We start from the raw sequence: 14,897 nt of genomic DNA, 5'->3' as shown, positions 1-14,897 counted from the left end.
CAGGAACCCTAACGGACGGCTGGGACAACCGAACACTCCCAGGGCCTGTGCGGACGTGTCACGCCGGACCGCAGGCCGCCGGGGTGGACGCGTCGGCCACCCCACAGTGGAACACCTCCACCGGCGCCGTCGCCACGTCGGGCACCTGCTCCACCCGCATCAGGGCCAGCCGTTTGTCGACCGGCTCACCCGACTCGGGGGTGAACCGGATCAGCCCGGCGACCCCCGGGTAGCCCTGGCCGGCGTTCTGCCGGAGCACCTCCGCGTGCACACCGACCGGGTTGACCGAGGTCGGCTCCCAGCGTTGCCGGGGGTCGGCGTGGTGCAGCCGGGCGGCGAGGCTCTCCACCGCGCGGATGAGCATCATCGACGCGTCGTAGGAGAGGCTGACCCGCTCGCCGACCTGCCGCTCGGAGCCCGGTCGGCAGCGCGGTTGGTCGAGCAGGTCGTCGGCCTGGATCCAGGACAGGAAGCTGGCCCGGGCGTCGTCGCGCCGGTCCTGGGCAGCCGCCCGCAACGCGGCGCAGGTGGCAAGCGCGGCCTTGGAGACGTACGTGACCGGCAGGTTGCCGGGCGCGGCGGCGCGCAGCCCGGGGTTGGCCATGTAGCGGTTCGCCGAATCGTCGGCGACCAGGTGTCGGGGCGGGTTGGCGCCGCACTCGCGCAGCGCCCGCAGGAAACCGTCGAACTCGGACCAGCGACCCGCGTAGAAGAGCAGACCCGGGTAGCCGCACTCGTCGGTCAACCGTTGACCGGTGCTCCACTTGTCCAGGTGGGTGATCCGTGTGCCGAACCGTTGCCGCAGCCCGTCGACGAGTGTGTTCACGTACAGGTCCTCGCTGAGCGAGCTGCCCTCCAGCGTCGTGTAGTAGACGTGCGCCTGGTCGACCTTCAGCACCTGCTGGGCGTACGTGTCGACGAGCTTCACCTGGTCGGCGTTGGGCGCGGAGATCTGCAGGTAGAGGCGGGAGTTGGCGTCCATCTTGTCGGCGGAGAGGGTGGGCGCCAGCACCGGCAGGCCGACCCGGTTCAGCTCGCGCAACGCGCGGGCGGTGCTGGTCCGGCTCTCCACCAGCCCGACCACCCCGAGCACCGTGGGGTCGTCCCGGGCCAGCTCGGCCAGCATCTCCACGGCCCGGTCGGCGTAGCTCATCTGCCGGCCACCGTTGGCCACCACGATCCGCAGTAGCGCGGCGCCGTCGGCACCGGCCGACTCCTTCAGCAACGCGTACTGGGCGGTGGCCATCCCCTCCAGTTCCTCCCGCTCGGAGACGTACGACTCCTCGTCGGCGCGGGTCCGGTTGCCGGTCAGGGTGCCCAGGTAGACCAGGGTGAGGAAGGGCCGGCGTCGGTCGCTGCGCTGCCAGACCTCCTCGGCGGCCCGGTTCTGCGCGAAGATCCGCCGCTGGATCTTCCGTAGCCCGTCCTGGCCGGGGTCGTTGTTGAACACCTGCGCCGCACTGTCGCTGTAGCCGACGCACTCGCCGCTGCCGGTCACCTCGACCGTGATCCGACCACCGGTGAGCGACGGGTGGCAGCCCGGGCCCCACCGGCTGCCCACCCACACGCCACCCGCGGCCAGCAGCACCAGGCTGAGCGCGGCCGGCAGGAAGCGCCGCGACCACCAGGGCGGGTCGGGTGCGGAGAACGGTCGCATCCCACCGCGCGACGGCGGGCCGGTGTCGGTGTCGTCGGGCCGCAGCGCCACCAGCCAGGCGGCCGGGCGGCGCAGCCGCCGCATCTCCGGCAGCGCCTCGGCCCACTCGTCGTACGCCTCGTCGGCCTCGGTCAGCGGGTGCGGTTCGGGCAGCTCCGGTGGGGGTTGCCCGCCGGACACGACGATGAGCAGCGGGTCGTTGCGGCCGGTCTCGGTACGGACGTCGCCGATCAGGCGGACCAGTTCCCCGCCGACGTTGCCGGGGGCGACGTGATCGAGCAGCAGCGCCGGGTACGCGGTGCGCCGCCAGTCCGAGGGTCGCCACGGCCGACGCCGGTACGCCTGCCGCAGGTCCTCCAGGAACGCGTGCAGCAGCAGCTTGTTGACCTGGTCGGGTTGCTCGCCGTCGCGCCACCCGGCGGTGAGTCGCTCGGCGAAACCGAGGAACGTGACCGACTGCCGGGGTGCGAGGTACTGCTGGCGCATGAACCAGGTGTAGTGCCGCCCGAGCACCGGCACCCGGCCGGAGACGGCGGCCCGGAAGACCACGCTCGGCACGGCACGGCGGACCAGCCAGAGCAGCACCTGCGAGACGATGCTGACCGCGTCACCACCGGAGGGCATCGCCTCCGGGGTACGCGGGCCGCGACGGTCGCGTAGCCGGCGTACCAGGGCCGCCCGGCTGTCGTCGGCGTCGACGCCGAAGGTGAGGCTCTGGTGCATCAGCCAGTCGGCGAGCGGGTAGTGCCGGAAGCGCAGCCGCGCGGCACCGAACGCCTCCAGGGAGAGCTGCCGGTGCAGCTCGCGTAGCAGCGCCGGCACGTCTCCGGCACCCGGCGGCACGTCGGCGTCCAGCACGGCGTGCGGCACCCGCCGCCGGGGCCCCTGGCCGAGGAACCGGCGCAGCGGCACCATCAGATCCGAGGCGTCGGAGCGGCCCAGGGTGTCCGAGCCGACCTTGGTGTCCGAGCCGACCAGGGTGTCGGAGCGGCCCAGGGTGTCCGAGCCGACCTTGGTGTCCGAGCCGACCAGGGTGTCGGAGCGGCCCAGGGTGTCCGAGCCGACCTTGGTGTCGGAGCGGACCTGGGTGTCGGTGCGGACCAGCCAGAGCAGCGGCAGTCGCCGGTCGCCGCGGCGGGGTCGCCGCAGCAGCCGGGCGAGCAGCGCGAAGAACTCCAGCCCGCCGGGCGGCAGCCGGTCCCGACCTCCGGGCGACTGTCGCTGGCCGATCAACTCCCGTTTGGGCACCTCGGATCGCGACACGCGTCACCTCCGATCCACACAGTGTGACCTTGCGGCGCAAGGCACACCAGAGGGCGACGACCGACCATGGGTGCGGCGGGCCGGCGACGCTCACAGTTGTCGATTAGGTTGACGTGGCGAACACCCGATGGAGGGAGTCCACCCCGTGCGACGAATGTTCACGGCGGCCACCGCCGCCCTGACCCTCACCACCGCCGGCACCCTGCTCGCCGGCGCCCCCGGCCAGGCCGCCCCGACCGGCTGGGGCCGGCCCGTCGTCACCGCCGCGCCGCAACCCGGCGCGGCCGGCCTGGGCGACACCTACTTCCCGGACTACGGCAACGGTGGCTACGACGTCGGGCACTACGACGTCCGGCTGCGCTACGACCCGGCGACCGACCAGCTCAGCGGCACCGCCACCATTCTCGCCACCGCCACACAGGACCTCTCGGCGTTCAACCTGGACTTCCTGCTCGACGTCGAGTCGGTGCGGGTCAACGGGTGGGCGGCGAACACCAGCACCACGGGTGTGCACGAGCTGGTGGTCACCCCGGCCCGCACGATCACCCGGGGCCAGCAGCTCACCATCGTGGTGCGCTACGCCGGCATCCCGTCGGAGACCCTGGTCGGCGGCTACACCGGCTGGACCCGTACCGATGACGGGGCGCTCGCGGTCAACGAACCCGAGGCGGCGTGGTGGTGGTTCCCGAGCAACGACCACCCACTGGACAAGGCCACCTTCGACATCTCGGTGTCGGTGCCCACCGGCGTCGAGGTGATCAGCAACGGCGTGCAGCCGAGGCCACCGGCGGCCGAGGCCGGCAACCGCACCCGGTGGATCTGGCGGACCACCTCCCCCACCGCCCCCTATCTGGCCTTCATGGCCATCGGCCAGTACGACATCGTCACCGACACCACGCCGAGCGGCCAGCCGGTGGTCAACGCGTACAGCACCTCGCTGGGCGCGCTCGGGCCGGCCGCGCGGGCCAGCATCGAGCGGACCGCCGAGATCGTCGACTGGCAGAGCGGGATCTTCGGCCCGTACCCGTTCGAGGCACAGGGCGGCGTGGCCGGCCCGCTCGACGGCATCGGCTTCGCGCTGGAGACGCAGACCCGACCGGTGTACGGGCCGGGCTTCTGGCGGCGCGGCGCCAACACCTACGTGGTGGCACACGAGAACGCCCACCAGTGGTTCGGCGACTCGGTCTCGGTGGCCGAGTGGCGCAACATCTGGCTCAACGAGGGTTTCGCGTCGTACGCCGAGTGGCTCTGGTCGGAGGAGCAGGGCGAGGGCACCGCGCAGGAGGTGTTCGACTTCGCCTACGCCAGCTACCCGGCCGACAGCGAGTTCTGGCAGGTGTTGCCCGGTGACCCGGGCGCGGCCCGGATCTTCGACGATGCCGTCTACGACCGGGGCGCGATGACCCTGCACCAGCTGCGGCTGGCCGTCGGCGACGACGCGTTCTTCGAGATCCTGCCGGCCTGGACGGCCGAGCACCGGCACGGCAACGGCACCATCGAGCAGTTCCAGGCCCTGGCCGAACGGATCTCCGGGCTGGACCTGGACGACCTGTTCACCACCTGGCTGTTCACCGCCGGTCGCCCCGACGTGGCCAGCACCGCACGCAAGGCCACCGCCGCGCCGACCGAGCCGAAGTCCTGGGCCAAGATCCGCGAGTCCCACGAGTTGCTGTCGCACTAGGACCCCACCCGCCCCACCGTCGATCATGGAGTTGCGGTGCCTCGCATATCGGGCACTGGTGGACCTTCTGCCCACCACAACTCCATGATCGACGCGGCGGGACGGGTAGCGCTCAGGGGGTGTGATCTTCGTGGCGGTCGGTCCCGCAGGCCGGCTGGCCGGGGTGACAGCTGTCTCAGCGGCCTGCCGCCGGCCCGACCGCGGCCAACTCCCCGAGCCGGGACGGGCCCACCCCCACCCCGGCGGGTGCGATGACGCAGACCGCCCCGGCGGGCCGGACGAGCCGGGCCGCCCTCCACGCCACTCGTCGTACCGGATGACGTGGCCGTGGCGTGACGAGCGCGAGGGCCGCGCGGGCGCGCTGCCGGTCCAGGGCGACGGCCGCCGCCACCGTGGCGATCGCGGCGGTGGATCCGGCGAGCACGAGCGTCTGGCGCGGCCCGGCGTGCTCGGCGAGCCAGCCGAGCAGCGGCGCACCGACCGCGGCCGAGACCGAGCCGGTGACCGCCAGGGCGGCGAGCACCCGGCCCCGCATCGCGCCGTCGGTGTCGAGTTGGGCGCGGGTGCCGACGGTGGTGTCGATGACCACCGCGGCGGCGGCGATCGGCAGGATCATCGCGGCGAAGCTCCAGGTGCCCGGTGCGAGGCCGGCGACGATCTGCAGCCCGCTGGCGAGCAGACCGGCGGTGACCAGGGTCCGGTAGTCCAGGGAACGCCGGCGGGCCGCGACGAGCGCGCCCACGACGGTTCCGACCGCGAACACGGTCGACAGGACTCCGTAGCCGGACGCGCCGGCGTGCAACGGCCCGTCGCTCATGGCGGCCATCGTCACCTGGTAGTTGCGGCCCAGGCTGCCGAGCACGAACGACAGGGCGAGCGCGAGCAGCAGCACCGGTTGTCCCCGCAGGTAGGCGAAGCCGGCCCGGACGCCGTCGTGGGTCCGGCCGCCGTCCGGGACCGCGAGGCCGGGCACGGCTCCCGGGCGTACGGCGAACAGCGCCAGCACGACGGCGGCGAAGCTGGCCGCGTTGATCCCGAACAGCAGGGCGGGTCCGACGGCGGCCACCGCGACGGCACCGAGGCTCATGCCGAGGATGCGCCCGGCGGAGTTGCTGAGCGACCCGAGCGCCAGGGCGTTGCCCAGCGTCTCCCGGTCGACGAGGGTGGCGGCCCAGCGCCCCATCACCGGGCCCTCGATCGCCGAGACGGCACCGGTGGCCAGGGAGATCGCGAAGATCAACGGCAGACCGCCGACCCCGGTCAGGGCGACCGCCGCCAGTGCGGCGGCGAGCGTCGCGTGGGCCACCTGGGCGGCGATCAACAGCGGGCGGGCGGGCAGGCGGTCCGCCAGCACACCGCCCCAGACGCTGAGCAGCAGCGTGGGCGCCGCCTGGAGCAGGACCGCGAAGCCCATGGACGTCGCGGAGCCGGTCTCCCGCAGGACGTACCAGTTGACCCCGAGGACCTGCATCCAGGTGCCGATGACGGAGACGAAGCCGGCGAGCGCCCAGATCCGGTAGTTACGGTGGCGCAGCGCGGCGAAGGTGGCACCCGTGGCCACGACGAACCTCCAGCGATCGGCAGATGATCAGGCCGATCGCGGCGCGGTTCGGCAGCCGACAAGTCTTGCCGGCCTAAACCTTTTTGCCCATATTTGTGAGTGGACTCACCGGCCGGAGTGTCCGGCCGGCGCGACAGCGAACTGCCGTACCGGCCGGACGCCCCGACGTCAGCGAACGGCGAGGGCCTGCGCGGCCGAGCCGACCGGGGCCGGCAACGCACCGACACCACCCAGGTAACCGTGGATGGCGGCGGCCACCGCACGACCCTCGGCGATGGCCCAGACGATCAGCGAGGCACCCCGGTGCATGTCACCGGCCACGAACACCCCGTCGGCGTCGGTCTGCCAGTCGTCGCGGGCGTCGATGGCACCCCGCGGGTTGCGGGTCACGCCGAACTGGGCCAGCAGCGGCTGCTGCTCGGTGCCCTCGAAGCCGATCGCCAACAGCACCAGATCGGCCGGCAGCTCCCGCTCGGAGCCCGGCACGACGGTGACGACCCGCCGGCCGTCGCGCTTCTCCACAGTCACCTCGGCGATCCGCACCGCCCGCACCTGGCCGGTGCCGTCGTCCACGAACTCCTGCACCGCGACGGCGAACACCCGCTCGCCGCCCTCCTCGTGCGCCGGGTAGCTGCGCAGGATCCACGGCCAGGTCGGCCACGGGTCCCGTGCCTCGTCGCGCTCCCGCGGCGGCTGCGGGTACAGGTCGAGTTGGTGCACGCCGGCCGCGCCCTGCCGGTGCGCCACGCCGAGGCAGTCGGCCGCCGTGTCACCGCCACCGATGATCACCACGTGCTTGCCGGCCGCGTCGATCGGCGTGCCGTCCGGCAACACCGCGCGCCCCGCCCGGCCCTCGCCGGTCACCGCGACGCCGGGCTCGCCGGTGGCACCGGCGGCGACCGCGCGGTTGGCCGCGACCAGGTGCGCCATTGCCTGGTGTACGCCCCGAAGCGCCCGCCCCGGAGTCTCCGGAGTGTCCCGGCCCTGCAACGCGCCGCAGGCCAGCAGCACCGCGTCGTGCTCGGCACGCAACTGCTCGGCGGTGACGTCCACGCCGACGTTCACACCGGTGCGGAAGCGCACCCCCTCGGCGGTGAGCTGCGCCAACCGGGCGTCGATGTGCCGCTTCTCCAACTTGAAGTCGGGGATGCCGTACCGGAGCAGACCACCGATCGCGTCGTCGCGCTCGTACACCGTCACCGCGTGACCGGCGCGGGCCAGTTGCTGGGCGGCGGCCAGGCCGGCGGGCCCGGAGCCGACGACGGCGACCGACCGGCCGGACGGTGCCGGCACCGGCGCAGGGGTGAACCCGCGCGCCGCGGCGGCGTCGGCGATCTCCACCTCGACCTGCTTGATGGTGACCGGCTGGCCACCGGAGATGCCCAGCACACAGGCCGCCTCGCAGGGCGCCGGGCAGAGCCGGCCGGTGAACTCCGGGAAGTTGTTGGTGGCGTGCAGCGACTCCACCGCCGCGTCCCAGTTGCCGGTGCGGACCAGGTCGTTCCAGTCCGGGATGCGGTTGCCCAGCGGACAACCGTCGTGGCAGAACGGGATGCCGCAGTCCATGCAGCGGGTGGCCTGCTCACGGACCAGTTCCTCGCCGGCCGGTGGGTACACCTCCCGCCAGTCGCTGATCCGCACCGGCACCGGGCGGCGGGCCGGCAGCCGCCGGTCGTAGCGCAGAAAACCGTTCGGGTCAGGCACGTGCCACCTCCTGGGCCGCCACCCGCGGGGCGGGCGGCACCGGCGCGACGGGTGCGCTGAGCGCGCTCATCACCGCGTCGTCGACGTCGCGGCCGGCGGCTTCGGCGGCCCTCATGATCTCCATAACCCGGCGGTAGTCGCGGGGGACCACTGCGGTGAACTCGGTGACCGCCTCCGGCCACCGCTTGAGCAGCTCCTCGGCGACCGCCGACCCGGTCTCGGCCACGTGCCGCTGGACCAGTTCGTGCAGCAGCGTCTGCTCCTGCTCGCTCAGCGGCGCCAGGTCGACCAGCTCCGCGTTGACGCGGGAGTGGTCCAGGTGGTGCACGAACGCCGTACCGCCGGACATGCCGGCGGCGAAGTTACGGCCGGTCGCGCCGAGCACCACCACCGTGCCACCGGTCATGTACTCGCAGCCGTGGTCGCCGACGCCCTCGACCACCGCGACCGCGCCGGAGTTGCGCACCGCGAACCGCTCCCCCACCCGCCCGCGCAGGAAGACCTCGCCGGAGGTGGCCCCGTACAGGATGGTGTTGCCGGCGATGATCTGGTCCTCCGCGCGCCTGCCGGGCTCGGCGTCCGGTTCGAGGAACGGCGCAGCGGCGTCCGGACGGACGACGAGCCGCCCCCCGGAGAGGCCCTTGCCCACGTAGTCGTTGGCGTCGCCGTGCAGCCGCAGGGTCACCCCGCGCGGCAGGAACGCGCCGAACGACTGCCCCGCCGTGCCGTGCAGCACGAACTCGATGGTGTCGTCCGGAAGGCCGGCACCGCCGAAACGACGGGTCACCTCGCCGCCGAGCATCGCGCCGACGCTGCGGTGCTCGTTGCGCACCGCCACCTCCACCCGCACCGGCGCACCCTCGGAGAGCGCGGGACGGGCCAGCGCGATCAGCTCGTTGTCCAGTGCCTGGTCCAGGCCGTGGTCCTGCGCGCGGACGCCGCGCCGGGCCGCACCGGCGGGCAGCTCCGGCAGGTGCAGCACGGGTGCCAGGTCCAGGCCGTGCGCCTTCCAGTGCGTCAGCGCCGGGGCCACGTCGAGCAGCTCGGACTGCCCGATCGCCTCCTCGATGGACCGGAAGCCCAACTCGGCCAGGTAACCCCGGACCTCCTCGGCGAGGAACAGGAAGAAGTTCTCCACGAACTCCGGCTTGCCGGTGAAGCGCTCCCGCAGCACCGGGTTCTGGGTGGCGATGCCGACCGGGCAGGTGTCCAGGTGGCACACCCGCATCATCACGCAGCCCTCGACGATCAGCGGCGCGGTCGCGAAGCCGAACTCCTCCGCACCGAGCAGCGCCGCGACCAGCACGTCGCGGCCGGTCTTGAGCTGACCGTCGACCTGCACGGTGACCCGGTCGCGCAGCTTGTTGAGCAGCAACGTCTGCTGGGCCTCGGCCAGCCCCAGCTCCCACGGGGTGCCGGCGTGCTTGAGCGAGTTCATCGGAGACGCGCCGGTGCCGCCGTCGTGGCCGGAGATGAGGATGACGTCGGCCTTCAGCTTCGCGACACCGGCCGCGACGGTGCCGACGCCGACCTCACTGACCAGCTTGACGTGCACCCGGGCGGCCGGGTTGACGCACTTCAGGTCGTGGACGAGCTGGGCCAGGTCCTCGATGGAGTAGATGTCGTGGTGCGGCGGCGGGGAGATCAGGCCGACGCCGGGCGTGGCGTGCCGGGTACGGGCGATCCACGGCCAGACCTTGTTGCCGGGCAGTTGGCCACCCTCGCCGGGCTTGGCGCCCTGCGCCATCTTGATCTGGAGGTCGTCGGCGTTGACCAGGTATTCGCTTGTCACGCCGAACCGGCCGCTGGCGATCTGCTTGACCGCCGAACGGCGGGTCGGGTCGTGCAGCCGCTCGACGTCCTCGCCACCCTCACCGGTGTTGGACTTGCCGCCGAGCCGGTTCATCGCGATGGCGAGGGTCTCGTGCGCCTCGGCGGAGATCGACCCGTACGACATGGCGCCCGTGGCGAACCGCTTCACGATCTCGGAGGCCGGCTCGACCTCGTCGAGAGGAACCGCCGGACGGACCCCGGTGCGCAGCGTGAACAGCCCCCGCAGCGAGCCGGCCTGCGCGGCGAGCGCGTCGACCTTGGCGGTGTACTGCCGGAACACGTCGTACTGCCGGCTGCGGGTGGCGTGCTGGAGCAGGAAGACCGTCTCCGGGTTGAACAGGTGCAGCTCACCCTCGCGGCGCCACTGGTACTCGCCGCCGACCTCAAGGCGGTCGGAGTCGGCGGTGCCCGCCGGCGGCCAGGCCAGCGCGTGCCGTGCCGCCACCTCGGTGTGCACGCCCGCGAGACCCACACCGCCGATGCGGCTGGGCGTACCCCGGAAGTAGCGGTCGATCAGCCGGCTGTCCAGGCCGACCGCCTCGAAGACCTGGGCCCCGCAGTACGAGGAGACCGTCGAGATGCCCATCTTCGACATGATCTTCAGGACGCCCTTGCCGAGCGCCTTCGCGTAGTTGCGCACCGCGGCTGCCGGTTCGACGCCGGGCAGGGCCCCCGTGGCGATCATGTCCTCCACCGACTCGAACGCCAGGTACGGGTTGACCGCCGCCGCGCCGTAGCCGATCAGCACCGCCGCGTGGTGCACCTCCCGGCAGTCGCCGGACTCGACGATCAGCGCCGCCTGGGTGCGGGTCTGCTCGCGCACCAGGTGCTGGTGCACGGCGGCGGTGAGCAGCAGCGACGGAATCGGCGCCAGGTCGGCGTTGGAGTCCCGGTCGGAGAGCACCAGGATGCGGACGCCGTCCTCGATCGCCTCGGAGACGTGCCGGCAGATCTCGGTCAGCCGCGCCTTGATCCCGGCGGCGCCCTCCCGGATGCGGTACAGGCCGGACACCCGGACCGCCTTGAAGCCGGGCAGGTCGCCGTCCTCGTCGATGAAGAGGATCTTCGCCAGCTCGTCGTTGTCGACGATCGGGTGCGGCAGCACGATCTGCCGACAGCTCGCCGCGCTCGGGTCGAGCAGGTTGCCCTCCGGCCCGATCGTGGACGCCAGGCTGGTCACCAACTCCTCGCGGATGGCGTCCAGCGGCGGGTTGGTGACCTGGGCGAAGAGCTGGTGGAAGTAGTCGTAGAGCAGCCGCGGCCGGGTGGACAACGGCGAGATCGGAGTGTCCGTGCCCATCGAGCCGAGCGGCTCGGCGCCGGTACGGGCCATCGGCGCGAGCAGGATCTTGAGCTCCTCCTGGGTGTACCCGAAGGTCTGCTGCCGGCGGCGCACCGAGTCGTGGGTGTAGACGGTGTGCTCGCGAGCCGGCAGGTCGTCCAGCTCGATCAGCCCGGCGTGCAGCCACTCGCCGTACGGCTGCGCGGCGGCCAACTCGGACTTGATCTCCTCGTCGTGCACGATGCGGCCGGCCACGGTGTCGACCAGGAACATCTTGCCCGGCTGGAGCCGCCCCTTCGCCACCACGTGCGCCGGGTCGAGGTCGAGCACGCCCGCCTCGGAACCGAGCACCACGAGGCCGTCGTCGGTCTGCCACCAGCGACCCGGGCGCAGCCCGTTGCGGTCCAGCACCGCGCCGACGATGTCGCCGTCGGTGAAGGCCACCGACGCCGGCCCGTCCCACGGCTCCATGAGGCTGGCGTGGAAGCGGTAGAAGGCCCGCTTGGCCGGCTCCATGCCCGGGTCGTTCTCCCAGGCCTCGGGGATCATCATGAGCACCGCGTGCGGCAGGCTCCGCCCGGCCAGGTGCAGCAGCTCCAGGACCTCGTCGAAGTTCGCCGAGTCGGAGGCGGCGGGGGTGCAGACCGGGAAGACCCGCCGGATGTTGCCCGGCACGTTCGGCGAACGCAGCAGCGCCTCGCGGGCCTGCATCCAGTTGCGGTTGCCGCGGATCGTGTTGATCTCGCCGTTGTGGGCGATGAACCGGTACGGGTGCGCCAGCGGCCAGGACGGGAACGTGTTGGTGGAGAAGCGGGAGTGCACGAGCGCGATCGCGCTGTCCACCCGCTCGTCGCGCAGATCCGGGTAGAACGCCGGCAACTGGTCGGGGGTGAGCATGCCCTTGTAGACGATCGTCCGGCTGGACAGGGACGGGAAGTAGGCCGGCACGCCCCGCTCGGCGGTCTCGCGTTCGGCCTGCTTGCGCAGGCAGAACGCCACCCGGTCCAGCTCGATGCCGCTCAGCGCGGAGCCGGCCGGGCCGGCGGGTGAGTCGGTGAGCCGGCGCGCGGCCACGAAGATCTGCCGGACCCGGGGCATCGCCGCCAGGGCGGTCTCACCGAGCCCCTCCGGGGCGATCGGCACATCCCGCCAGCCGAGCACGTCGGCGCCCTCGACCAGGGCGTACTTCTCGACCACCTGCCGGGCACGCGCCTCGGCGGCGTCGTCGTCGGGCAGGAAGACCAGCCCGGTGGCGTACTCGCCCGCCGGGGGTAACGCGACGCCAGCCGCCGCGCGCAGGAACGCGTCGGGCACCTGGATCATGATGCCGGCGCCGTCGCCGGTGTTCGGCTCCGCGCCCCGGGCACCTCGGTGGTCCAGGCGGCAGAGCGCGCCGAGCCCGTTGGCGACGACCGCGTGTGAACGGCGACCGTGCAGGTCCGCCACGAAGGCCACCCCGCAGGCGTCGTGCTCCTGCCCGGGGTCGTAGAGGCCCTGGGCGGACGGGCGGGTGCCGGGCATCGGGGACGCCTGCGGGCTGTGCGGATGCGGCCGTGTCATTTCCGCGTACGGCTGAGCCACCGGGCCTCCTGTCGTCACTCAGGTTGATCATGCAGGGGACGACGTCGGCCCGTGGGTCTATTGAGTCTACGTTAGGGCCAGGCACGCACTGCCACCCGAGATTGATCACACCGTCCATAGTCTGGGACGTGTAGTCTCGCGCGGTGGATCCGCTACACAAGGACATCTTCGACCGGTTGGAACGCTTCTACGACGCGGTGCCCCGCGACGACGCCGCCGCGCAGGAGCATGGCGGTCTGGTGCTGTTCGTCCGCGAGGGTGCCGGCTGGCCGTTCTACGCCCGTCCCCGGATCGGCGCCGGCCAGCCGCCGTCCCTGGCCGACGTGACCTCGGTACGCGAGCGGCAGCGCGAGCTGGGCCTGCCGGAAGCCTTCGAGTGGGTGCACGAGACGACTCCCGAGCTGCTGGCGGTGGCCCGCTCGGCGGGGCTGAGCGTGCTGGAGGCACCGCTGATGGTGCTGGATCCGACCGCGCTGCCCGACCCGGCGACGCTGTCCGACGTCCCGGTGCGGGTGCTGGCCGCGGACTCCCCCGGCTTCGCCGCCGACGTCGCCGCCCGGCGCGCGGTGGCAGCGGTGTCCTTCGCCGCCGCCGGCACCGCACCCGGTGCGGCCGGCCCGGCCGAGCGGGACGCCGCCGTCACCGAACTCGAGTTGGCCGCGCTCGACGAGGAGCGGGCCCGGATCGCCGACGGCCGACGGATCTCCGCACTCGCCGGCACCCCGGCCGACGGCGCGCTGGCCAGTGGCATGGCCATGCGCGTGGGCGACGTCGCGGAGATCGCCGGCGTGGCCACCCTGCCGGCCGCCCGCCGACGCGGGCTGGGCGCCGCACTCACCGCCACCCTCGCCCGCGAGCTGCACACTGCCGGCACCGACCTGATCTTCCTGTCCGCGGGCAGCGACGACATCGCCCGGGTCTACCTGCGGGTCGGCTTCCGCCGCATCGGCACCGCCTGCATAGCCGAACCCACACCCCTGATCCCGTAACCAAGATCCCCGCGCGCCCCACCCACTTCCTTGGTCGATCAAGGACTTGTGGTGCCGGATTGGGACGGGTTTACCATTTTCGTCCACCACCACAACTCCATGATCGACGGGAGGGTGGGATGGGGTCTCGGCGCGTTGGGGGTGGGGGTGGGTGGTCAGGTTGGGGGGCGCCACTGGGCGGCGGAGGCGGCGGCGCTGGAGAGCAGGCGCGTGTTGATCGTGCCTAGTGCGGCGTCCCGGGCGCGCAACGCCAGCCGGCCGCGGGTCTGGAGCACCGCCGACATCCGCCGGGTCTGCCGAACCACCGTCGCGGCCCGGGGGCGGCGCACCCGGTCGTACGCCTGGACCGCGTCGGGCAGCCGAGCCTCGCGCAGCAGGGAGGCGAGTGTGGCGGCGTCCTCGAACGCCAGGCAGGCGCCCTGCCCCAGGTGCGGCGGCATGGCGTGCGCCGCGTCACCGAGCAGCACCACTCCGCCCGGCCCGACCGGGAACCCGTACGCACGGGGCAGCGGACGTAACTCGCGGACCTCCTGCTGGACCAGGTCGGCCGGGTCGGTGGCGTCGAGCAGCGCGCCGATCGGGGCGGGCCAGCCCGCGTACCAGCGGCGCAGGAGGGCGAGCTGGGTCTCCGGCGGCTCCGGGCGTGGCGCGCCGGCGGCGGTGGCCACCCAGTAGATGCCACCCCGGGTGGACCCACCCGAGGAACCGCGATCGCCGAGCGACGCGGCCACGAACCGGTAACCGGCACCGAGGATCTCACCGGCCAGCGGTTGGTCGTGGGGCAGCCGAGGTGCCTGGTACCACGGAATGACGGCCCGCCACGCCGCGCATCCGGAGCTGATCACCCGCGACTCGGGGGCGAGCTGGCGGCGGATGCCGCTGTCCGTGCCGTCGGCGGCGACCACCAGGTCGGCCTCGATGAGGTGCCGTCCGTCGCTGACCGCCGGCCGTTCCCCCGGCTCGACCCGGACGTGGCGCACTGTCACTCCGGTACGCAACTCGACCCGCTCGCCGAGGCCGGCGATCAGCGCGTCGTGCAGGTCCTCGCGGTGCACCACGACCGGCATCCGGTCGGCCGGGATGGGCCGAGGCTGCACGAGCCAGTGCCCGTCGGGGCGACGGACCCCACCGTCGGGCAGCGGGGTGGCGATGGCGGCCAGGCCCGCGCCGAGGCCGAGGGCCTGCAGCGCGCGGACTCCGTTGGGCCAGAGCACCACGGCTGTCGGTTCGGGGCGGATCCGTTCGGCACGCTCCAACACAGTGACCTGCCAGCCGGAGCGGGCCAGCGCGCCGGCCACCGCGAGGCCACCGACCCCTGCGCCGACCACCACCGCGCTTCGCATTGG

7 protein-coding genes are annotated in these 14,897 nt (G+C 73.0%); 2 read left to right on the top strand and 5 right to left on the bottom strand.

Annotated features, from left to right (window positions below):
* Window positions 1–58 precede the first annotated feature (58 nt).
* Window positions 59–2,920 (bottom strand): hypothetical protein, encoded by a 2,862-nt coding sequence (locus ACGFIQ_RS23530; RefSeq protein WP_393246867.1) that lies wholly within the window; start codon window positions 2,918–2,920, stop codon window positions 59–61.
* Between the two features lie 145 nt (window positions 2,921–3,065).
* Here ACGFIQ_RS23530 and ACGFIQ_RS23525 point away from each other — a divergent pair, with 145 nt between their 5' ends.
* A complete protein-coding gene (locus ACGFIQ_RS23525) occupies window positions 3,066–4,601 on the top strand; it encodes a M1 family metallopeptidase (RefSeq protein ID WP_393246865.1) in 1,536 nt (511 codons plus the stop codon).
* Between the two features lie 175 nt (window positions 4,602–4,776).
* Here the strand turns inward: ACGFIQ_RS23525 and ACGFIQ_RS23520 are convergent, their stop codons facing one another.
* From ACGFIQ_RS23520 to gltB, 3 genes are all read right to left on the bottom strand, one after another.
* Window positions 4,777–6,162 (bottom strand): MFS transporter, encoded by a 1,386-nt coding sequence (locus tag ACGFIQ_RS23520; RefSeq protein ID WP_393246863.1) that lies wholly within the window; start codon window positions 6,160–6,162, stop codon window positions 4,777–4,779.
* A gap of 168 nt (window positions 6,163–6,330) precedes the next feature.
* Window positions 6,331–7,866 carry a glutamate synthase subunit beta gene (locus tag ACGFIQ_RS23515; protein ID WP_393246861.1) on the bottom strand — a complete coding sequence of 512 codons (1,536 nt, stop codon included), beginning with the start codon at window positions 7,864–7,866 and terminating at the stop codon, window positions 6,331–6,333.
* Window positions 7,859–12,541, bottom strand: a complete 4,683-nt coding sequence (gene gltB / locus ACGFIQ_RS23510) for a glutamate synthase large subunit (protein ID WP_393246995.1) — start codon at window positions 12,539–12,541, stop codon at window positions 7,859–7,861. Before gltB ends, ACGFIQ_RS23515 begins: the two co-directional genes overlap by 8 nt.
* 164 nt (window positions 12,542–12,705) lie before the next feature.
* On the opposite strand from gltB, the gene ACGFIQ_RS23505 reads away from it, so the two are divergent.
* On the top strand, window positions 12,706–13,551 hold the full coding sequence (locus ACGFIQ_RS23505; RefSeq protein ID WP_393246859.1) for a GNAT family N-acetyltransferase: 846 nt from the start codon (window positions 12,706–12,708) through the stop codon (window positions 13,549–13,551).
* A gap of 155 nt (window positions 13,552–13,706) precedes the next feature.
* Here ACGFIQ_RS23505 and ACGFIQ_RS23500 read toward each other — a convergent pair whose 3' ends face one another.
* Entirely contained in the window at window positions 13,707–14,894 is a 1,188-nt protein-coding gene (locus ACGFIQ_RS23500) for an FAD-dependent oxidoreductase (protein ID WP_393246857.1), read from the bottom strand.
* Between the last annotated feature and the right edge of the window lie 3 nt (window positions 14,895–14,897).

It is taken from the genome of Micromonospora sp. NPDC048898, assembly GCF_043198035.1.
Lineage (GTDB): Bacteria > Actinomycetota > Actinomycetes > Mycobacteriales > Micromonosporaceae > Micromonospora.
Note: the sequence above shows the minus strand (reverse complement) of the source record. Positions and strands in the feature narration are given on the sequence as shown.

Excerpts from the sequence above, each read along its gene's own strand:
- gltB (WP_393246995.1), bottom strand. The coding sequence starts at position 12,541 with ATGACACGGCCGCATCCGCACAGCCCGCAGGCGTCCCCGATGCCCGGC.
- ACGFIQ_RS23500 (WP_393246857.1), bottom strand. The coding sequence starts at position 14,894 with ATGCGAAGCGCGGTGGTGGTCGGCGCAGGGGTCGGTGGCCTCGCGGTG.